Below are 19,126 nucleotides of genomic sequence, written 5' to 3'. Positions count from 1 at the left end.
CGTGAGCGACAGCGGGCTCGGGCCGCCGTCGGCCGCCGCGTGCGGGCGCAGCGTGCGCAGCCGGCGCGACAGCCGCGCGATCGAGATGCGCAGCTCCTCGGCCAGGCCCGGCGCGGACGCCGTCCGGAACGTTCCAAAAGGCCGATTCCGAAGCCCCCGAGCAGCAGCAGCCGTCCGGCGCCGAGACCCCGGACGACGAGCCGGAGGGCACCGGCGGCATGTTCCGCTCCCTCCGCAACCACAACTTCCGGCTGTACGCCACCGGGCAGGTCGTCTCCAACACCGGCACGTGGATGCAGCGCGTCGCGCAGGACTGGCTCGTCCTCGACCTCGCCCACGGCAGCGGCACCGCGCTCGGCATCACCACCGGCCTGCAGTTCCTGCCGATGCTCCTGTTCGGCCTGTGGGGCGGCATCATCGCCGACCGCTACCCCAAGCGCCGCGTCCTGATGCTCACCCAGCTGTCGATGGGCGTGCTCGCGCTCGTCCTCGGCCTGCTCGCGATCACCGGCTCGGCGCAGGTCTGGCACGTCTACCTGCTGGCCTTCGGGCTCGGCGTCGCCACCGTCGTGGACAACCCGTCCCGGCAGGCGTTCGTCGTCGAGATGGTCGGCAGGCGCGACCTGCCGAACGCGATCGCGCTGAACAGCGCCGCCTTCAACGGCGCCCGGCTGCTCGGCCCGGCCGTCGCCGGCGTGCTGATCGCCCTCATCGGCACCGGCCCGGTCTTCCTGGTGAACGCCGCGTCGTTCGGCGCCGTCCTCTTCGTCCTCTACGCGATGCGGGCGGACGAGCTGCACCACTCCGCCCCGGTCAAGCGCGCCAAGGGGCAGCTCCGCGAAGGGCTCCGCTACGTGCGCGGCCGCCGCGACCTGATGCTCGTCCTGGTCCTCGTCGGGTTCCTCGCCACGTTCGGCATGAACTTCACCACCACGGTCGCGCTGGTCGCCAAGGAGGTCTTCCACACCGACGCGTCCGCGTTCGGCCTCGCGTCCAGCATGCTCGCGGTCGGCGCGCTCAGCGGCGCCCTGCTGGCCGCCCGCCGGGTCGCGCGGCCCCGGCTGCGGCTGCTCGTGGCGATGGGCCTGGTGTTCGGGACGCTGGAGGTCGTCACCGGGCTGATGCCGACGTACTGGTCGTTCCTGGCGCTGCTGGTCCCGACCGGCATCGCGATGATGACGATCACGACGGCGGCGAACGCGACCGTCCAGATCGGCGTCGCACCCGAGATGCGCGGCCGGGTGATGGCCCTCTACATGCTGGTCTTCCTCGGGACGAACCCGCTGGGCGCGCCCACGATCGGCTGGCTGGCCGAGCACTTCGGCGCGCGGGCGGCGCTGGTCCTCGGCGGGCTGATCTCCGCCGTCGCCGCCGCGGTCGTCGGGATGCTCGCGCTATGGCAGGCGCGGGACGAGAGCGGGGCCGTGCGCCCGGCCCTGGCCCGGCTCCGCCGCGCCTCCCGGGCCACCTGACCCGGTTCGCGTGACCCCGATTCGCGTGACAAGGGCGCCACCTGCTGAAAAGCTTGCGGGGTGGCCCTCCGGACGCCCTCATGAGGCTTTTCGTGGCGCTCGTCCCGCCGCCGGACGTGCTGAACGGGCTGGAGGAGGCCACCCGGCCGCACCTCGACGCGAGCCCCTGGCTGCGCTGGATCAGGCGCGACCTGATGCACGTCACGCTGACGTTCCTCGGCGAGGTCGACGACCGCACCCTCGACCGGCTGCTCCCGAGGCTGGAACGCGCCGTCCAGCGGCATGAGCGGATGACGCTGTCGCTGGCCGGCGCGGGCGCCTTCCCCGGCAGCGGCGCGCACGCCCGCGTCCTGTGGACGGGCCTGTACGGCGACCGCCGCCGCCTGGCGCGGCTGGCCGCGTCCACCACGGCCGCGGGCCGCCGCGTCGGGACGCTGCCCGACAAGCACAAGGGGTTCCGCCCGCACATGACGCTGGCGCGGTCCCGGCGGCCGGTGGACGTCCGGTGGCTCATCGAGGCGCTGTCGTCGTTCGCGGGTGCGCCGTGGACGGCCGGGTCCGTCCACCTGATGCGCAGCCACCTGCCCGGCAAGGACTACGGCCAGGTGACGTACGAGCCGCTGAAGACGTGGTCGCTGCGTCAGAGTTCCGGCGGCGGAGGGGCGGGACGGTCGGCGTCGGGCGGCCCCCAGGGGACGCCGTAGCGTTCGCAGGCGCGGCGCAGCTCGTCCAGGTCGGGCGGGAACGTGATCTGCCGCAGCACCCGCCCGGACGGGCCCCACACCACCAGCCGGGGCATCCGCTCGGCCGCCTCGTCGATGCCGACGCCGCCGATGCGGTCGCGGACCAGGTCCCATTCGACCTTTCCGCGCCGGGTGACGACGGCGAGGCCGGCGGACGTCACGCGCAGCTGCGACCGGTTCCGGTCGTACAGCCAGTAGCCGAGGAGCCCGATCAGCAGGCCCGCCGGCACCGACCAGGACGCCGTCGTGTTGAACCCGCCCAGGTCGGGGCCGAGCCAGACGGCGCCCAGCAGCGCCACGGCCTCGCACAGCAGGACGCTCATCCCGTAGGTGCCGATGCGGGAGCGGCGGGTCGCGTCCAGCAGCGCGCCCGGTGCCGTCACGGGGTTCGGCGGAGCGGGGACGGTGAACGTGAACTCGGGCTCGTCGACGGCGGCGGACGGGGACACCGGCCCCGCGGGCAGCGCCGCCGCGGCCGGCTCCGGGTCGGCGGCGAGCGTGGACACGGCCGAATGGAACGCGGCGCTCAGGTACGCCTCGTACTCGGCGTCGTTGACCGGCAGCCCGGCGCGGCGGGCGGAGTCGCGCAGGTCGGTGCGGGCGATGCGCAGCGCCGACAGCGGCGCGGCGAAGAACTCGTCGCCGTCGGAGTCGTACAGCCGCACCCACGCGTGCCCGGCGATGGTCAGCAGCTCGATGCCGCCGATGCGGTCCTGCGGCATCTTCAGCACGACGTCGCCGGCCGCGTCGGCCCAGCCGAGCCCGTCGTCGGCGACGACGAGCCGCCCGCCGGGCACCTGCGCGAAGATCTCCGGCAGCCCTTCGAGCCCGTAGTCGGGGCGGCGCGGCGCCCGCGCCCCCGGCGTGATCACCCGGTAGCCGTGGTCGTCGAGGGCGTGCGCGAGCTGGAAGCCGTCCAGGCCGTGCGCGGGCAGCCGGGCGACGAGCTCCAGCCGGTGCCCGAACGCCAGCGCGGCCAGGTCGGCGCGGCGCGGCTCGCCGCTCACCGGGTCCAGGCGCAGGCCGGGCCCGACGACGACCGCCGCGACGTCCCCGGCGCGCAGGTCCTGGGTCTCGCGGCGCCGCCCGGGGCGGGCCCGCACCAGCAGCCGCTCCGCCGTGATCGTCCAGCGGACCTGCGCGGCCCGCAGCAGCCTGCGCCGCGCCGCGAGGACGCCGCCGACGGCGGCCAGCGCCCAGCAGCCCGCGGCGAGCCGGGCGCCGAACTCGCCGGTTCCGTCCAGCGCGATCCGGATGATCATGGCGGCGCCGAGCAGGGCGGTGAGGACGCCGAGGAACGCGATCCGGCGCCGGCTCGGGAGCGGCTCCGGCGTGTCGAGCCGCTGCTCGACGCGCGTGTCGGGGGAGTCGGCCCCGGCGGGCGGCTCGTGCGCCGCCGCGAGCAGGGCGGCCTCCTGGTCGAGGAGCCGCTTCTCCGCCACGTGGTCGCGGGGCAGGGGTCCGCCGCCCGGGATGTCGTCCTCCAGGCCGGACATGCGGAGCGCCTCGTCCAGCGCCGGGTCGAGCAGGTCGGTCGCCTCGCCGTCCAGGACGTGCATGGGGACGCCGAGCCGCCGGGCCGTCACGAACACCGCGAGCGGCTCCAGGCCCATCGCCGTCATGCCGCCGACCGCGGTGCGGCCGAACCGGTGGAACACGGTCAGCACGCCGTCGCCGGTGGTGATGGCGAGGCCGTCGATGCGGGAGCGCTCGTAGGACACCATGACCAGCCCGCCGGGCCCGATCCGCTCGAGACCGGCCGCCGACAGCCGCCAGTACGGCCGGGGGCGGCGGCGCCGCGCCTCGGGGACCGCGCCCAGCAGCCACGGGACGGCGGCGACCGCGCCGATCAGCGCCGCCCACAGCCACACCGGCCGGATCGGCAGCAGCGCCAGCGCCGCCGCGAGGACGGTGAACGGGCCCGCGGCCACGGGGCGCCACCGGCCCCCGGAACCGGCGAGGCTCACCAGCTCATGCTCCACAGTCCGCATCCTCACACGGGTCACCGCGAGACCGTCGCCCCCTTTCCCGATCCGGTCGCCCTCCGAAACCGACTTCCATCGTGCCGGTCAGGTAGGACTGTTCGCCGCCGTCACATCGGCCTCGGCCGTCACCGCCGTTTCCGCATCAGCCCGTAGCCGACCGCCGCCGCGATGGCGAGGGCCAGGAACAGCCCGATCCGGGTGTTGCTGGGGTCGCGGTGGCCGTCCTCGGCATCGCCCGGCGCCCCCGCGTTCTTCGGGTCGGCGGACGGCGACGGCAGCGCCTCCTCCGGTAGGGGAACCTGGTAGACCGGCTGGTTCTTCCCCTCCGACCCCACCAGCAGGGACCTGCCGTCGGCCGTGTACGTCACCGACTCGCCCTGCGACTGCATGGGGACGTCGATCGTCTTGATCGTCTTGGCCGGGCGGCCGCCGGCGTCCACCGAGTACAGGCGGGCGCCGAAGTAGGTGCGGATGACGCAGGTGCGCCCGTCGGGGGAGAACGCGCCGTCGGTCGCGATGGCGGGCGCGTCCCCGATCTTGCGCATCACGTTGAACCCGCTGGTCCGCAGGTGCGCGGGCGCCTCGTAGATCTTGCCGCCGAACAGCTTGCTGGCGATGTAGAGCCGGTTCGTGCGCGGGTTGATCATGAAGGTCTCGGCGTTGCGCGGCCCGTCCTTGTACTTGATCCGGAACCGGGTGGCGCGCAGCGTCTGGCTCCGCAGCCGGGACGGCTCCGGGATCCGGTACACCGTCACGTAGGGCCAAGCGCCGCCGAGGTTGTCGCCGATGTCCGCCACGAAGATCGACGGACGGCCCCGGCCGTCCTTGCCGAGCGCCATCCCCTCCCAGTCGCGGGCGCCGGCGCCGGCCAGCGTCAGGACGGCCTGGACCTGCCCGTCCTTGCCGAGGGCGTAGATCTTGGGGACGCCGCCGGAGTCGTTGTGGGTGTAGACGACACCCGGATGCCGGGTGCTGGCCGCGAGCCCGCTGGACTCGGTGATCCGCGGGTCTCTGATCGTGAAGGCCACCCGGTCGTCACGGTGCGTGCCCGCGGAGGCGGCCGGGGTGAACACGCCCGCCGACACGCCGGCCACGGCGATCGCGGTGCTCGCGCTGACGGCGGCGCGGCGTGCTGACATGACTCGACCATCCCCGTTCCGCCGCCCCGACGATCATATGCCCCGCTCCGGCAGGCCCGCTCCGGTCAGCTCAGCAGCGCACCGACGACCACGGCCAGGATGAGCGCGGTCAGCACGGTGGGGAGCAGCCATTGGGGCGCGCGGTTCACGCCCCTGAGCTTATTCGGCCCGCCGCCCGGCGCGAACCGTTCGCCGATGATCTGCATCTCATCTGGCATGTGCGGATTGTTCGGGGTGCTGCGCTCTCCCTTCGCCGACGACCCGGGCCGGGCGTCGGACGTCTTCGTCACGCTGGGTGCGCTCGCGGAGGAGCGCGGGACGGACTCGGCCGGCCTGGCGCTGCTCGGCGGCTGGCCCGGCCTGGCCGGACCGGAGGCCGGCGGCGGCTGCCGGGTGGTGAAGGGCCGCGGGCGCTTCTCCGGCATCTGGCGGCCGGAGTTCCTGCCGGAGCTGGACCGGGCGCCCGTCGCGCTCGGCCACACCCGCTGGGCGACGCAGGGTTCCCCGGTCGAGGCGGACAACGCCAGCCCGATGGTCGTCCCCGGCACCGCCGCCTTTCCGGGCACGCCCTCGGCCGGCGTCGTGGCCACGCACAACGGCGACGTCGACGCCGCCGGCCTGCGCTCCCGGTTCGCGCTGCCGCCCGCGTCCGGCGCCACCGACAGCGAGCCGGTCTTCCAGCTCCTCGCCGGCTGCCGGACCACGTCCGACATCACCGGGGTCCTCGAATCCGTGGTCGGACGGGTCGCGCTCGCGTGGGTCGACCGCGCCCGCCCCACCCAGGTGCACCTGGCCCGGGGCGCGCTCAGCCCGCTGACCGTGGCCGTGGACACCGACCAGAACATCTACTGGGCGTCCAACCCGCGCTGGTTCCGGGAGGTCGAACGGCACACGCGCGTGCGGTTCGCCTCCGTCGTCCTGCTGCGCGAGGGCACCTACCTCAAGGTCGGCATGGAGCGCCGCCCCGGCCGCCGCGACCTGCCCGACGTGCTCACGACCGCCGACTTCGTGCCGACCGCCCGCGACACCGACCTGGACCCGCGCGTCTGGACGGGCTTCACCGCCGCCGACGCCGACCGCGACCGCGCCGGCCTCCTCCACCGCGTCGTGGAGCGCGAAGGCGGCACCGGCGGCCTGCTGACCGTCGCCTAGGACCCCTCGGGGGCGCGGTGCGGCGCCCCCGAGGGTTCTCGTCGCCTGCTAGAGGCGCTCGACCACGTAGTCGACGCAGGCGGTCAGGGCCTCGACGTCGTCGGGGGCGATCGCGGGGAACATGCCGATGCGCAGCTGGTTGCGGCCCAGCTTGCGGTACGGCTCGGTGTCCACGATCCCGTTGGCGCGCAGCGTCTTGGCGACGGCAGCGGCGTCCACGTCGTCGTTGAAGTCGACCGTCCCGACGACCTGCGAGCGCTGCGCCGGGTCCACCACGAACGGCGTCGTGTACGAGGTCTTCTCGGCCCACGTGTAGAGCCGCTGGGACGAGTCGGCCGTGCGGGACGTCGTCCACTCCAGGCCGCCCTGGCCGTTCATCCACTCGATCTGCTCGGCGAGCAGCAGCAGCGTGGCCACGGCCGGGGTGTTGTAGGTCTGGTCCTTGGCGGAGTTGTCCACGACCGTCTTCAGGTTGAAGAACTCCGGGACGTACCGGTCGGACATGGCGATCTCGTCGATCCGCTCCAGCGCCGCCGGGGACGCGAGCGCCACCCAGAGGCCGCCGTCCGCCGCGAAGCACTTCTGCGGCGCGAAGTAGTAGACGTCGGTCTCCGACACGTCCACGGGCAGGCCGCCGGCGCCGGACGTGGCGTCCACCAGGACGAGCCCCTCGCGCGCGGTCGTCCCCGCCGGACGCCTGATCGGCATCGCGACGCCGGTCGAGGTCTCGTTGTGGGTGAGCGCGTAGACGTCGACGTCCTCCTCGGCGGACGCCTCCGGGTGCGTGCCGGGCGGACCGGTGATGACGGTCGGGTTCCCCAGCCAGGGCGCCCCAGTGGTGACCTTGGCGAACTTGCTGGAGAACTCACCGAACGTCAGGTGCTGCGACCGCTGCCGGACGAGGCCGAACGCCGCCGTGTCCCAGAACGCGGTGGTGCCGCCGTTGCTGAGCAGGACCTCGTACCCCTCGGGCAGGGAGAACAGCTGGGCCAGCCCCTCCCGGACCCGGCCGACGAGGGACTTGACCGGCTTCTGCCGGTGCGAGGTGCCCATGTACGTCGGACCGGACTCGGCCAGGGCGGCGAGCTGCTCGGGCCGGACCTTGGACGGACCGCACCCGAAACGCCCGTCGGCGGGCTTGAGATCGGCCGGAATGTCAATGCTTGGATTCGCGCTCTCGGTCACTCGTAGAAGGCTATCTGACCTGCGACGAAGATCGCGGGTGGGGTTCACATGCCGAGACGGCGGCGGCGCCACGCCCAGGTCAGCAGCGCGATCAGGCCCGCTCCGCAAACGAGGGCGATGGTCGCGGGCGGGTAGAGCCAGTCGTCGCCCTTGGAGTGGGCCTCGACCGCCGTGTTGGCGGAGTCGTAGGTCAGGAACGCCAGGAACAGGGCGGCGACCAGGACGGCGATGCGTCCCGACACGGCGTTCGTGCGGCGGCGGCGCGCCTCCCGTTCGGCCTCGGCCTCCCGCAGGACCTCCGCGGAGTCGATCTCCGGAGCCGCCGGTGCGCCGCCGGACGCCGGACGGGCGGCGGGGCCGATGTCGCCTTCAAGTGGCTCGTCGGGGACTTCACTCATGGCGCCAATGATGGCAAAGTGGCCGAGTTTCGTGTCGGCCCCCATGATCAGCGGAAACTTTCGCCGTCCCACAGCCCCCACCCAGCCACCCAAAAGCGGAAGTGGCGATCCTTTCGACAGTTCGGTGCGTCCAACCAAAAGGGGCGGGAGAGCGAGAGTCGGGAGCGGCCAGCAGAGGCGAGTGCGAGAGCGAGGCGAATACCCATGGCGAGCGACGGCGACCGGATCCTGAGCGAGGATCGGCTGCGCGGGGTGCTCGACCTGTTCGAGCGGCTGCGGGAGCGGCCGCCGTGGCGGTGGCGGGAGCGGCTGCGGCCGCTGCTCCTGCTGCTCGGGCCCGGCCGCGCCACCTCCCACGCGGTCGATCTGCTGAAGTCCCGGTGCGAGGACGAGCGGGCCCCGGTGTCGCACATCGCCGCCGAGACGCCCGCCACCGACGTCGCGGGCGTGCTGCGGGAGGCCAAGCGCGAGCTGTCGCAGCCGTCCAGCCGGGCCCGGGGCGAGCCGGCGCTGCGGTTCCCGCTGCTGGAGATGGCGCTGTGGCTGCGCGACCTGCGGGAGATCCGGATCGCCGGGGACCGTCCGGCGCCGCGCGGCGCGTCGTCCAGCGAGCGGGAGAACCACCTGCTGGTCCGGCGGCTGACGCATCCGCCGGTCGGCGACAACGAGAACGCGCGGCGCCGCGAGCTGAACCGGGTGATCCGGCGGCGCGGCCGCGACGTCCTGCGCGACCTGGAGGAGGTGCGCAGCCGGCCCGCCACGTTCCTGTCGTTCCTGGAGCAGATCGCCCCGATCGGGATCGCGGTCGTCGCGCTGATCAGCGCCGGGACGGCGGCGGCGCTCGACCTGGCGTCCGCGGTGTTCGCGGCCGTCATCGGGCTCGGGTTCGTGGCCGTGCAGATCGTCGCCCGGACGCGCGGCTGGTACGGGGTGCGCAGGTTCGCCTGGTTCCTGGAGCAGCCCTACGTCGACCGCGACTCCACCGGGTTCCTCGGCTTCGCGCTCGGCGTGTTCGACCCGCGTCCCGTCGAGCCGGACGACCACGGCGAGCAGCTCGACCGGCTGCTCGTCGCCGCGTTCCTGGAGGACCTGCGGCGCAACTACCGGCGCGACTACCGGCGGGCCGCGTGGGCGCGCGTCCGCTACCCGGTGGTGATCTTCGAGCACCTGTCCGCGGGGCATCCCGGGGTCGCGTTCGTGGAGCTGGTCGAGCGGGCCCGCGCCGACAGCCAGGCGACCGGCCGGCTGCCCGGCTTCGACCCGCTGATCATCGTGGCCGGCGTCGACCCGACCGCGCCCGCCGAGGACGACCCGGCCGCGCCCGCCGGGCCGCGGCTGGTCGACCGGCTCGCCCAGGCCGTCCGGGTGGACCTGTCGTCGAGCGAGCCGCAGAGCGTCATCGCGGCGCGCGGCCTGTGGGACCGCTACGCCCGCGAGCAGCGCCGCGTCGGCGTCCTCGGGTCGCGCCGGGAGCTGCGCGTCGACATCACCCGCGACCCGGGCGGCGACCTGCCGCCGGTCCGGTCGGTGCGGCGCCGCCCCCGGCTCACCCATCCGGCGCTGCCGTGGATCGCGATGGTCGCGGTCGCCGCCGCGTCCGTCTCGGTCATCTCCGTGCAGGTGATGCGGTACTGCTCGCCGTTCGGCATCCGGCGGATGGCGGGCGGGGAGTGCGTCGGCATCACCGACGGGTCGTTCCGCTTCGGCGAGGACTCCGGCGGCAAGAACAACGACAACCGGCTGAACAAGGTCCTGGACGCGATCGAGGGGCAGAACGACCACGTCAAGGAGTCCGGGAAGCCGTTCACGACGGTCGTCTACCTCGGCCCGGTGACCGCCGACCCGTCGATCAAGAACAAGCGGATCGACCTGCTCGCGGGCGTCCAGGGCGAGCTGATCGGGCTGGCGATCGCGCAGCAGCGGTTCAACGACGCGGCCGAGGGCGACGACCTGCGGCTGCGGGTGCTGATCGCCAACGCGGGCGCCAGGTTCCGCTACGCCGAGCCGGTCGCGCAGCAGATCCACGACCTGGCGCTGAAGGACCGCTCCATCGTCGCGGTGACCGGGTTCGAGCAGAGCCGCAAGCAGACCCAGGCGGCGATCAAGCTGCTGGCGAAGTCGGCGCTGCCCCTGGTGGGCACCGCCAACAGCTACGACGACATGGCCCTGCTCGACGGCGGCGCCGGCTACTCGCCGTACTACTTCCGGCTCGCGTCGCCGAACATGCGGACCGCCGCGCACGCCGCGTACTGGGCGCGGCACGGCGACGTCGGCGGCAAGAAGGTGGACGACGCCATGGTCATCTACGCCGGCGACCGCGACGACCTCTACAGCGCGAACCTGGCCACCGACTTCCAGAAGGCGTTCCGGCCAGGCAAGACGCTCATGCGCCCGTACCGGAATCCGGGCGAGCTGAACAGGTCGGTGCGGGAGGCGTGCCAGGACCAGCCCGACATGTTCTACTACGCGGGCCGGTCGGACGAGTTCCGCTCGTTCATCAACGTGCTGGAGCTGTCCTGCCCGAAGCGCCCGCTGGTCCTCGCCGACGACGAGATCGCCAAGTACGTGAGCGACAACGCCGCCGAGCTGGGCCGCAAGAACACCTTCGACCTGTTCTTCACGCCGCTGGCCGCGCGGGAGGCGTGGACGTGGCGCTGGATCGGCGACCAGTCGCCGCAGACGTTCTACTCCGACTACGACCCGGCCGTCCGGAAGATGACCGACGACGACGCGTCCGGGCAGCGGCCGTCCATCACCCGCGCCGCGGTCAGCTACGACGCCGCCACCCTCATCGCGACCGTGGCGGGCAAGGTGTACTGGCAGGAGAAGGCGCTGCCGTCGGCGACCTCGGTGTTCGCCGCGCTGGACGACCCCGGCCACGACGTCCTGCGCAACGGCGCCAGCGGCGTGCTGCGGTTCGGCTCCCGCAGCACCGGCCACCAGGTCGTCGACCGCCCGGTCATCCTCGCGACGATCAAGCCGGACGGCACGACCGAGGTCAAGCAGGTGTGCGGCCGCCTCGTCGCGCGCGGGCAGGGCAGGGCCGACTGCCCGCCGGCGGGCCGGGCGTCCGGCGCCCCGAGCCGGTAGGGCACGGCAAAGGCCCCCGGTCCGGACCGGGGGCCTCAAGGCGCGTCGGTTGGGGGGACGTTCGGTGTCAGCCCTTGAGGACCTGCGCAGCGCCGGCGACGTCGTCGATGGACCGGGTGCCGGGACCGGTGTACTTGGCGCTCGGCCGGACGAGGCGCCCGGTGCGCTTCTGCTCCAGGATGTGCGCCGCCCAGCCGGCGGTGCGGCCGCAGGTGAACATCGCGGGCATCATCGCGGTCGGGACGTCGGCGAAGTCGAGGATGACCGCGGCCCAGAACTCCACGTTCGTCTCGATCGGGCGGTCCGGGCGGCGCTCGCGCAGCTCGGCCAGCGCGGCGTCCTCCAGGGCCTTGGCGGCCTCGAAGCGCGGCGCGTCCAGTTCCCTGGCGGTGCGGCGCAGCACGCGGGCGCGCGGGTCCTCGGCGCGGTAGACGCGGTGGCCGAAGCCCATCAGCCGGTCCCCGGAGTCGAGGATGTTCGCGACGACCTTGCGGGCGTCGCCGAGCTGCTCGACCTTCTCGATCATCGGCAGGACGCGGGCCGGGGCGCCGCCGTGCAGCGGGCCCGACATGGCGCCGATCGCGCCGGCGATGCTGGCCGCCACGTCCGCGCCGGTGGAGGCGATGACGCGGGCGGTGAAGGTGGAGGCGTTCATGCCGTGCTCGGCGGCGGAGACCCAGTACGCGTCGATGGCCCGGACGTGCTTCGGGTCGGGCTCACCGCGCCAGCGGACCATGAACCGCTCGGTGATGGTCCCCGCCTCGTCGATCCGCTCCTGCGGGACCATCGGGACGCCGACGCCGCGCGCGGACTGCGCGACGAACGACAGCGCCGTCACCGATACTCGCGCGAGGTCGGCGCGGGCCTCCTCGTCGGAGATGTCGAGCAGGGGCTTCATCCCGTACGCGGTGGCGAGGGTGGGGAGGGAGCTCTGCACGTCCACTCGCACGTCACCGGAGGTGACCGGCAGCAGGTGCGGGGCGGCGGGGGCCAGTCCCGGGGTGAAGCTGTCGTCCACGAGGAGGCCCCAGGCCTCGCCGAAGGAGACGCGGCCGACGAGCTCCTCGATGTCGACGCCCCGGTAGCGAAGGGCGCCGCCCTCCTTGTCCGGTTCGGCGATCTCCGTCTCGAAGGCAACGACCCCCTCGAGACCGGGTTTGAAGTCGGACATGTCGTCCTGCCTTTCGTCCCCATAGTGATAAGGCGGTGCCGTGCCATTGAACCCTGTCCGCCTTACTGACCAGTACCCAGGGTCAGGTGAGTTGCACAGGGCCCCGGGTGAGAGGCTCGGACGCTGTGGATTCCCCAACGCCCGATCCCGCACGGCTCCGCAGATCCTACGAGGCGGGCGAATTGTCGGAGTCGGCGCTCCCCGCCGACCCGCTCGCGCTGTTCGCGGCGTGGTTCGCCGACGTGCACGCCGCCGGGCTCGTCGAGCCGAACGCGATGGTGCTCGCCACCGCCTCCGGCGACGGCGTCCCGAGCGCCCGGACCGTGCTGTTGAAGGGCTACGGGCCGCAGGGGTTCCGCTTCTTCACGAACCTGACGTCCCACAAGGGCCGCGACCTCGCCGAGAACCCGCGCGCGGCGCTCGTGTTCCCCTGGCATCCGATGTACCGGCAGGTCCGCGTCGCCGGGCCGGTGCTCCAGCTGCCGCGCGAAGAGACGGCCGCCTATTTCCGGACGCGCCCGTACGGGTCGCGGCTCGGGGCGTGGGCGAGCGAGAACCAGTCGGGCGTCATCCCCGGACGGGACGCCCTGGAGCGCCGCTACGCCGAGGCGGCCGAGCGCTGGCCGGACGACCCGGCGCCGGGGGCGCCCGAGGGCGACTCCGTCCCGCTGCCGGACTTCTGGGGCGGCTACCGCCTCGTCCCCGAGTCGATCGAGTTCTGGCAGGGCCGCCGCGACCGTCTCCATGATCGGATCCGCTACGGCAGGGCAGCCCCGGGCGGCACGGAGGGGTGGGTCGTGGAGAGACTGTCTCCGTGACACCGGAACAGCAGCCACCCCCCGCCGACACTCCTGACACCCCCGATGAGAACGACGGCGGCGAGCCGGACGAGCCCGCGCAACCCCGGAAGGCGACCCGGCGCGGCAGGCTGCGGCGGCTGGCGATCGACACCCGGCCGCTCGCCCATCCCGCCTACCGGCGGCTCTGGCTGGGGCAGGGCGTGTCGTTCGTCGGGTTCCAGGTCACCGCCGTGGCCGTCCCCGTCCAGGTGTACGACATGACGAAGTCGTCGTTCTGGGTGGGTGCGCTCGGCTTCGTCAACCTCGTCCCACTGATCGTGTTCGGCCTGTGGGGCGGCGCGGTCGCCGACCACATGGACCGGCGCCGGCTGCTGTTCGTCTCGTCCTGCGTCATGTGGGTGGCGACGCTGCTCCTGCTCGTCCAGGCGCTGCTGGGCCTCGACAACCTCGCCCTGATCATGGGCGTTGTGGCGGTCCAGGCGATCGGGTTCGCGGTGTCGTCGCCGACCCGCAGCGCGATCATCCCCCGGCTGGTCGACCGGCCGCTGGTGCCGGCCGCCAACACCCTCAACTTCACCGCGAGCACCTTCGGCAGCCTGGCCGGCCCGCTGTTCGCCGGCGTGCTGCTCGCCCGCTGGCACTACGCGGCGGCGTACGCGCTCGACGCCGTGCTGTTCACCGTCGTCCTGTACGCGGCGCTGCGGCTCCCCTCGATCCCGCCGCTCGGCGACATCACCGGCTCGCCGGGCCTGCGGTCGGTCTTCGACGGGCTCCGCTACCTGGCCGGGCAGCCGGTGCTGATGATGTCGTTCGTCGTGGACATCATCGCGATGGGGGTCGCCATGCCGCGCGCCCTGTTCCCCGAGGTGGCCGAGACCCGGTTCGGCGGCGAGGGCGCGGTCGGGTACCTGTTCGCCGCGATCGCCATCGGCGCGTTCCTCGGCGGGCTGTCGTCCGGCTGGATCGGACGGGTCCACAAGCAGGGGATCGCGCTCGTCGTCTCCATCGCGGTGTGGGGCCTGGCGGTGGCGGCGTCCGGGCTGGCCGGCCAGCTGTGGCTCGCGGTGCTGCTGCTCGGCGTCGGCGGTGCGGCCGACCTGGTGTCGTCGGTCTTCCGCCAGTCCATGCTCCAGACGTACGCGCCGGACAAGCTGCGCGGACGCCTCCAGGGCGTCTTCACCGTCGTCGTCGCGGGCGGGCCCCGGCTCGGGGACGTCCGGGCGGGCGCCACCGCGAGCGTCACCGGGGCCACCGCGTCCTGGGTGGGCGGCGGCCTCGCCTGCGCGGCGCTGGTCATCGTCGTGGGCTTCGCCGTCCCGGCCCTGTTCCGCTACGACACCCGCACCGCCGAAGCGGTCTCAGCGGACGGCTGAGGCGGCGACCTTCAGATCGTCCAGGAAGCCCTGGTACAGCGCCTCGCGGTCGTCGCCGCGCAGGACGGCGGACGGGTGGATCGTCGCGAGCAGCCGCGTGCCCGCCTCGCCGGGAAGGAACGGTTCCGCGTCCTGGGAAGCTTTCGCGTTCATGGTGCGTTGCCCTTACCCGGCTTCGGGAGGATATTCGCAGGGCCCGGCGGTGTGGGGGCCGAGCAAGTAGACTCGTGAACCATAAGACTGGAGGGAGCTGTGACCTCACACGGCCTGATCGATACCACGGAGATGTACCTCCGGACGGTGTTCGAGCTCGAAGAGGAGGGGATCATTCCCCTTCGCGCGCGCATCGCCGAGCGGCTCTCCCAGAGCGGCCCGACGGTGAGCCAGACGGTCGCGCGGATGGAGCGCGACGGGCTGCTGCGGGTCGAGGGCGATCGGCACCTGGAGCTGACCGATAACGGCCGCGGCCTCGCGACCCGGGTCATGCGCAAGCACCGCCTCGCCGAATGCCTGCTGGTCAACGTCATCGGACTGCCCTGGGAGGACGTCCACATCGAGGCGTGCCGCTGGGAGCACGTGATGTCGGAGGACGTCGAGCGCCGGCTGGTCGCGCTGCTCGACAACCCGACCACCTGCCCGCACGGCAACCCGATCCCCGGCCTCGATGAGCTGGGCGGACACGGCGACGACGCCGCGGGCGCGCCGCTGTCGGTGATGACCGCGGTCGCCAGCCCGGGGGGCGCCGGCGCGGTGATCCGGCGGATCAGCGAGCAGGTGCAGAGCGACAGCGACCTGATGCTTAGACTCAAGCAGATAGGGATACAACCGGGACGAGAGGTGATTCTCCGGGCGACCGAGGACGGGGTACGGGTGATCAGTGACGACGAGGACGACAGTCCCGCGACCGAGCTGCCGCGCGATATCGCGGAGCACGTGTTCGTCAGCAGACGCTGACACGGTCGTTGGATGCGCACCCGGATTCGCGGTCTATACCGAAGATCTCCACGCCTTCGCGCCGTTCGGGCGTATCCCGGCGGCGAGTTCGTCGTTCAATACGACGAGGCAAACACGTAGGACGTCCGGGCCGCGACGCGCGGTGATCATCGGGGCGAGGATCGCGACTGGTATCGGGATGGGGAGATGAACCACTGGGGGGAAGCGCCTGACGAGGCGCATCTGCCGCCCGAGACCGTCCTGAACCAGATGGAGATGGCGGTCATCGTCTGCGACCGCTTCAGCAACGTCATCTACGGCAACGCCTTCGCCCGCCAGCTGTTCGGCTTCGGCGGCGACGAGATCATCGGGCACTCCATCCTGTCGCTGGGCATCGCCGAGGAGGACCACGAGCAGGCCACCGAGCTGGCCAGGCACGTCCTCAAGGGCGGCGTCTGGGAGGGGACGTTCTGCAACCTGCGCGCCGACGGCACCACCGTGTACACCCGCGCGCACGCCGTCCCCCTGCGGCATCCGTCCGGCGCGGTCGACGGCACCGTGATCTTCGCGCGCGAGGCGCTCCGCTCCAACCAGCGCGAGCAGGACCGCTACGGCCTGATGGAGCGGATCGGCGAGCGGCTCGCCGGGTCGCTGGAGCTGGAGAGCACCCTCCGCCGCGTCGCCGACACCCTCGTCCCGCAGTTCGCCGACCACTGCTTCATCGACCTGTACAGCGGCGACCGCCTCTTCCGGCGGGTGTCGCGGCACGCCGGCGACTGGGAGCCGCCGCCCGGCACCTGGGCCGAGGTCGGCGAGCCCGTCTCCTACCCGCCCGGCCACTTCAGCGCCAAGGCGATGGACCGCCGCGACGCCGTCCTCGTCGAGGACATGATCCAGCACCGGTTCACCGCGCCGTCGGAGTCGTCCCAGCGGCTCGGCAGCGAGATGGGCATCACCTCGGTGATCTCCGCGCCGCTGCTGGTGCGCGGCGAGATGCTCGGCGTGATGAGCCTGGCGCTGTCGAACCTGTCCAAGCGGCCCGACCCGCACTACGACGGCTTCGACCGCGACCTGCTCGGCGCGATCGCCAGCCGGGTCGCGCTCGCCGTCGACAACGCGCTGCTGTTCGAGGAGGAGCGCGACACCGCGCTCGCCTTCCAGAAGCACCTGCTGCCCGGCGACCGGCCGCCCCCGCTGGACGGCCTGCAGGTCGCCTGGCGGTACGAGCCGGCCCGGCCGCTGGAGTCGCACGGGCACGGCATCCAGACGCAGGTCGGCGGCGACTGGTACGACGTCATCCCGCTGTCGGCCGGGCGCGTCGGCCTCGTCATCGGCGACGTCGAGGGCCGCGGCGCCCGCGCCGCCGCCGTGATGGGCCAGCTCCGCGCCGCGCTGCGCGCCTTCGCCCAGGACGACAAGCCGCCCGCCGACATCCTGCGCAAGCTGGACGAGTGGGTCCGCACGATGACGCGCCCCGAGCGGATGCGGTCCGGCTGGAACAGCGACGACCTCGTCCGCCCGCCGCTCGTGTCCTGCACCTACTTCGTGTACGACGCGTGGTCGCGGGTGCTGGAGTTCGCCAACGCCGGGCACGACCCGCCGCTGCTGATCGTCGACGGCGAGGTCGGCGAGCTGGCGTTCGAGAGCGAGGGCGGCATGCTCGGCCTGCGCGCTCCCGGCATGGGCGGCGAGATCCTCTTCAACGAGGAGACGACCGAGCTGAAGCCGGGCGCCACCCTCGTCCTGTACACCGACGGCCTCATCGACCGGCGGCAGCGCGACGACGGCGACTACTACACCCGCGAGGAGTCGCGGGAGCTGGTCCGCGGCGCCGTCGCCAAGGTCGCGCGCGGCGGCGTCGAGGCGATCGCCAACGCCGCCTACGACGCGGTGCCCGGCGACATCGACGACGACGTCGCCATCGTGGTGATCCGCACCGCCGGCGAGGAACTGGCCGTCGAGGAGCGCACCTTCACCGCCGAGCCGATCATGGTGTCGGAGGCGCGCCGGATGGCCGCGGACGCGTTCGCGACCTGGGGGATGCTCGACGAGCAGGCCGAGCTCGCGTGCCTGCTGGTGTCCGAGGTCGTCACCAACGTCGTCCTGCACGCCACCGCCACGCCCCAGCCGCGCCGCGAGATGGTCGTCCCGGTGCCCGCCGGGCCGCCCGGCCGCGGCGGCGAACCGCTGAGCGCGCCGCCGCCCGTCCAGTTCAACACCGAGTTCGGCACCGGGCTGGACGCCTTCGACGGCGGCACCTTCGACGAGGACGACTGGAACCTCGGCGCCGATCTCGGCCGCCGCGAGCCGCCGACCAAGGAGTTCCGGCTCCGGCTGCGCCGCGGCGGCGACGCGATCTGGGTCGAGGTGTTCGACTCCGACATGCGGCTGCCGCGCATCCGCAGCGCGGGCGAGACCGACGAGGGCGGCCGCGGCCTGTACCTCGTCGACCAGCTCGCCACCCGGTGGGGCGCCCGGCCGACGCCGGACGGCAAGGCCGTCTGGTTCGAGCTGCCGCTGACGCCGTCCTGAGCCGATGCGCGCGTGGGTGGTGGAGAAGCCGTCCCCGATCGCTTCGGGCCCGCTGCGGCGCGCCGACCGGGAGACGCCGTCGCCCGGTCCCGGTGAGCTGCTGGTGCGCGTGCTCGCCTGCGGCGTCTGCCGGACCGACCTGCACGTCGCCGAGGGCGACCTGCCCGTCCACCTGCCGGGGGTGACGCCCGGCCACGAGATCGTCGGCGAGGTCGCCGCCGCCGGCACCGGCTGCCTGCACGGGCCCGGCGACCGCGTCGGCGTGGCGTGGCTGCGCGGGACGTGCGGCGCGTGCCGCTTCTGCCGCCGGGGCGCCGAGAACCTGTGCCCGTCCTCGGTCTACACGGGCTGGGACGCGCACGGCGGCTACGCCGAGTACGCGCTGGCCGTCGACGCCTACACCTACGCGCTGCCCGCCGAGCTGGACGACGTGCGCGCCGCCCCGCTGCTGTGCGCGGGCATCATCGGCTACCGGGCGCTGCGCCGCTCGTCCCTGCCGCCGGGCGGACGGCTCGGCATCTGGGGGTTCGGTGGCTCCGCGCACCTGGCCGCGCAGATCGCGGTCGCCGAGGGCGCCGACGTGCACGTGTTCACCCGCAGCCCGGCGGCCCGCGAGCTGGCCCGCGACCTCGGCGCGTCCTGGGCGGGCGACTCGTTCGACACCGGTCCCGCCCCTCTTGACTCGGCGATCATCTTCGCGCCGGCGGGGGAACTGGTGGGCGCCGCACTGGAGCGGCTCGACCGCGGCGGGACGTGCGCGGTCGCGGGAATCCACCTGAGCGACGTCCCGTCCCTGGACTACCAGCGCCACCTGTTCCAGGAGCGCGAGGTCCGCTCGGTAACGGCGAACACGAGGGCGGACGGCGAAGAGTTCCTGACCCTGGCCGCCCGCCTGAACCTGGCCGTAACAACCCACCCCTACGCCCTAGAAGACGCAGACCGAGCCCTGACAGACCTGGCCGCCGACCGCTTCACCGGCGCCGCCGTCCTGCTCCGTTGACTTGCGGCGTGTTGCCCTTATGAGACGCGGCGGTGTCAAGCGGTTGTTGCAACGAGGAACTCGTTGAGTGCCTGGGCTGGGGTTTTCCAGCCCAGGGTGTGGCGGGGGCGTTGGTTGAGTTGGCGGGCGACCTCGTCGAGGTCTGCTTGGGTG

Annotated in this window: 16 protein-coding genes and 1 pseudogene; 9 read left to right on the top strand and 8 right to left on the bottom strand. The window is 73.3% G+C overall.

Going from position 1 to position 19,126, the window contains the following annotated elements; all coding sequences use genetic code 11:
* Window positions 1-218: 218 nt before the first annotated feature.
* Entirely contained in the window at window positions 219-1,472 is a 1,254-nt protein-coding gene (locus E1293_RS30130) for an MFS transporter (RefSeq protein ID WP_132200875.1), read from the top strand.
* Window positions 1,473-1,552: 80 nt separating this feature from the next.
* Entirely contained in the window at window positions 1,553-2,176 is a 624-nt protein-coding gene (thpR, locus tag E1293_RS30125; protein ID WP_132200874.1) for an RNA 2',3'-cyclic phosphodiesterase, read from the top strand.
* On the opposite strand, the gene E1293_RS30120 is transcribed toward thpR, so the two are convergent.
* The 3 genes from E1293_RS30120 to E1293_RS47795 form a co-directional block, all read right to left on the bottom strand.
* On the bottom strand, window positions 2,113-4,206 hold the full coding sequence (locus E1293_RS30120; protein ID WP_243716770.1) for a hypothetical protein: 2,094 nt from the start codon (window positions 4,204-4,206) through the stop codon (window positions 2,113-2,115). The two genes, thpR and E1293_RS30120, sit on opposite strands and share 64 nt — an antisense overlap.
* Before the next feature lie 119 nt (window positions 4,207-4,325).
* Complete coding sequence (locus E1293_RS30115; RefSeq protein WP_132200872.1) at window positions 4,326-5,339, bottom strand: hypothetical protein; 1,014 nt, start codon at window positions 5,337-5,339, stop codon at window positions 4,326-4,328.
* A 65-nt stretch (window positions 5,340-5,404) separates the two neighbouring features.
* Window positions 5,405-5,557: a hypothetical protein gene (locus tag E1293_RS47795; protein ID WP_165978454.1), complete on the bottom strand. Its 153-nt coding sequence runs from the start codon at window positions 5,555-5,557 to the stop codon at window positions 5,405-5,407.
* 16 nt (window positions 5,558-5,573) lie between these two features.
* On the opposite strand from E1293_RS47795, the gene E1293_RS30110 reads away from it, so the two are divergent.
* Entirely contained in the window at window positions 5,574-6,491 is a 918-nt protein-coding gene (locus tag E1293_RS30110) for a class II glutamine amidotransferase (RefSeq protein ID WP_132200871.1), read from the top strand.
* A gap of 48 nt (window positions 6,492-6,539) precedes the next feature.
* On the opposite strand, the gene serC is transcribed toward E1293_RS30110, so the two are convergent.
* Window positions 6,540-7,676, bottom strand: coding sequence for a phosphoserine transaminase (serC, locus tag E1293_RS30105; RefSeq protein WP_132200870.1), 1,137 nt, complete (start codon window positions 7,674-7,676; stop codon window positions 6,540-6,542).
* Window positions 7,677-7,720: 44 nt separating this feature from the next.
* Window positions 7,721-8,074 (bottom strand): hypothetical protein, encoded by a 354-nt coding sequence (locus E1293_RS30100; RefSeq protein ID WP_132200869.1) that lies wholly within the window; start codon window positions 8,072-8,074, stop codon window positions 7,721-7,723.
* A gap of 204 nt (window positions 8,075-8,278) precedes the next feature.
* Between E1293_RS30100 and E1293_RS30095 the strand changes: the two genes are divergently transcribed.
* Complete coding sequence (locus E1293_RS30095) at window positions 8,279-11,164, top strand: ABC transporter substrate-binding protein (protein ID WP_132200868.1); 2,886 nt, start codon at window positions 8,279-8,281, stop codon at window positions 11,162-11,164.
* Between the two features lie 67 nt (window positions 11,165-11,231).
* Here E1293_RS30095 and E1293_RS30090 read toward each other — a convergent pair whose 3' ends face one another.
* Entirely contained in the window at window positions 11,232-12,335 is a 1,104-nt protein-coding gene (locus E1293_RS30090) for a citrate synthase 2 (RefSeq protein WP_132200867.1), read from the bottom strand.
* A gap of 125 nt (window positions 12,336-12,460) precedes the next feature.
* Between E1293_RS30090 and pdxH the strand changes: the two genes are divergently transcribed.
* Both pdxH and E1293_RS30080 read left to right on the top strand, forming a co-directional pair.
* Complete coding sequence (gene pdxH / locus E1293_RS30085; protein WP_132200866.1) at window positions 12,461-13,153, top strand: pyridoxamine 5'-phosphate oxidase; 693 nt, start codon at window positions 12,461-12,463, stop codon at window positions 13,151-13,153.
* The gene (locus tag E1293_RS30080) at window positions 13,150-14,508 is read left to right on the top strand and encodes an MFS transporter (RefSeq protein ID WP_132200865.1); all 1,359 of its coding nucleotides are present in this window, start codon (window positions 13,150-13,152) and stop codon (window positions 14,506-14,508) included. Before pdxH ends, E1293_RS30080 begins: the two co-directional genes overlap by 4 nt.
* Here E1293_RS30080 and E1293_RS30075 read toward each other — a convergent pair.
* Window positions 14,494-14,661, bottom strand: a complete 168-nt coding sequence (locus tag E1293_RS30075) for a uracil-DNA glycosylase family protein (RefSeq protein WP_207939173.1) — start codon at window positions 14,659-14,661, stop codon at window positions 14,494-14,496. The genes E1293_RS30080 and E1293_RS30075 overlap by 15 nt on opposite strands.
* A 99-nt stretch (window positions 14,662-14,760) precedes the next feature.
* Between E1293_RS30075 and E1293_RS30070 the strand changes: the two genes are divergently transcribed.
* The 3 genes from E1293_RS30070 (at window position 14,761) to E1293_RS30060 (ending at window position 18,973) form a co-directional block, all read left to right on the top strand.
* Window positions 14,761-15,462, top strand: a complete 702-nt coding sequence (locus E1293_RS30070) for an iron-dependent transcriptional repressor DtxR (RefSeq protein WP_132200864.1) — start codon at window positions 14,761-14,763, stop codon at window positions 15,460-15,462.
* Window positions 15,463-15,648: 186 nt separating this feature from the next.
* Window positions 15,649-17,973 carry an ATP-binding SpoIIE family protein phosphatase gene (locus E1293_RS30065; RefSeq protein ID WP_132200863.1) on the top strand — a complete coding sequence of 775 codons (2,325 nt, stop codon included), beginning with the start codon at window positions 15,649-15,651 and terminating at the stop codon, window positions 17,971-17,973.
* A gap of 4 nt (window positions 17,974-17,977) precedes the next feature.
* Complete coding sequence (locus E1293_RS30060; protein WP_132200862.1) at window positions 17,978-18,973, top strand: zinc-dependent alcohol dehydrogenase family protein; 996 nt, start codon at window positions 17,978-17,980, stop codon at window positions 18,971-18,973.
* A 35-nt stretch (window positions 18,974-19,008) separates the two neighbouring features.
* Here E1293_RS30060 and E1293_RS50800 read toward each other — a convergent pair.
* Window positions 19,009-19,126 (bottom strand): annotated as a pseudogene (locus tag E1293_RS50800) (IS30 family transposase); the annotation flags it as partial.

It is taken from the genome of Actinomadura darangshiensis, assembly GCF_004349235.1.
GTDB lineage: Bacteria > Actinomycetota > Actinomycetes > Streptosporangiales > Streptosporangiaceae > Spirillospora > Spirillospora darangshiensis.
The sequence above is the reverse complement of the archived record's forward strand: the minus strand, read 5'-3'. Positions and strand labels throughout refer to the sequence as shown.

What these genes read in the sequence shown, in the direction of transcription:
- E1293_RS30130 (WP_132200875.1), top strand. Translation starts at nt 219, where the DNA reads ATGTTCCGCTCCCTCCGCAACCACAACTTCCGGCTGTACGCCACCGGG.
- thpR (WP_132200874.1), top strand. Translation starts at nt 1,553, where the DNA reads ATGAGGCTTTTCGTGGCGCTCGTCCCGCCGCCGGACGTGCTGAACGGG.
- E1293_RS30120 (WP_243716770.1), bottom strand. Translation starts at nt 4,206, where the DNA reads ATGCGGACTGTGGAGCATGAGCTGGTGAGCCTCGCCGGTTCCGGGGGC.
- E1293_RS30115 (WP_132200872.1), bottom strand. Translation starts at nt 5,339, where the DNA reads ATGTCAGCACGCCGCGCCGCCGTCAGCGCGAGCACCGCGATCGCCGTG.
- E1293_RS47795 (WP_165978454.1), bottom strand. Translation starts at nt 5,557, where the DNA reads ATGCCAGATGAGATGCAGATCATCGGCGAACGGTTCGCGCCGGGCGGC.
- E1293_RS30100 (WP_132200869.1), bottom strand. Translation starts at nt 8,074, where the DNA reads ATGAGTGAAGTCCCCGACGAGCCACTTGAAGGCGACATCGGCCCCGCC.
- E1293_RS30095 (WP_132200868.1), top strand. Translation starts at nt 8,279, where the DNA reads ATGGCGAGCGACGGCGACCGGATCCTGAGCGAGGATCGGCTGCGCGGG.
- E1293_RS30090 (WP_132200867.1), bottom strand. Translation starts at nt 12,335, where the DNA reads ATGTCCGACTTCAAACCCGGTCTCGAGGGGGTCGTTGCCTTCGAGACG.
- E1293_RS30075 (WP_207939173.1), bottom strand. Translation starts at nt 14,661, where the DNA reads ATGAACGCGAAAGCTTCCCAGGACGCGGAACCGTTCCTTCCCGGCGAG.
- E1293_RS30065 (WP_132200863.1), top strand. Translation starts at nt 15,649, where the DNA reads ATGAACCACTGGGGGGAAGCGCCTGACGAGGCGCATCTGCCGCCCGAG.
- E1293_RS30060 (WP_132200862.1), top strand. Translation starts at nt 17,978, where the DNA reads ATGCGCGCGTGGGTGGTGGAGAAGCCGTCCCCGATCGCTTCGGGCCCG.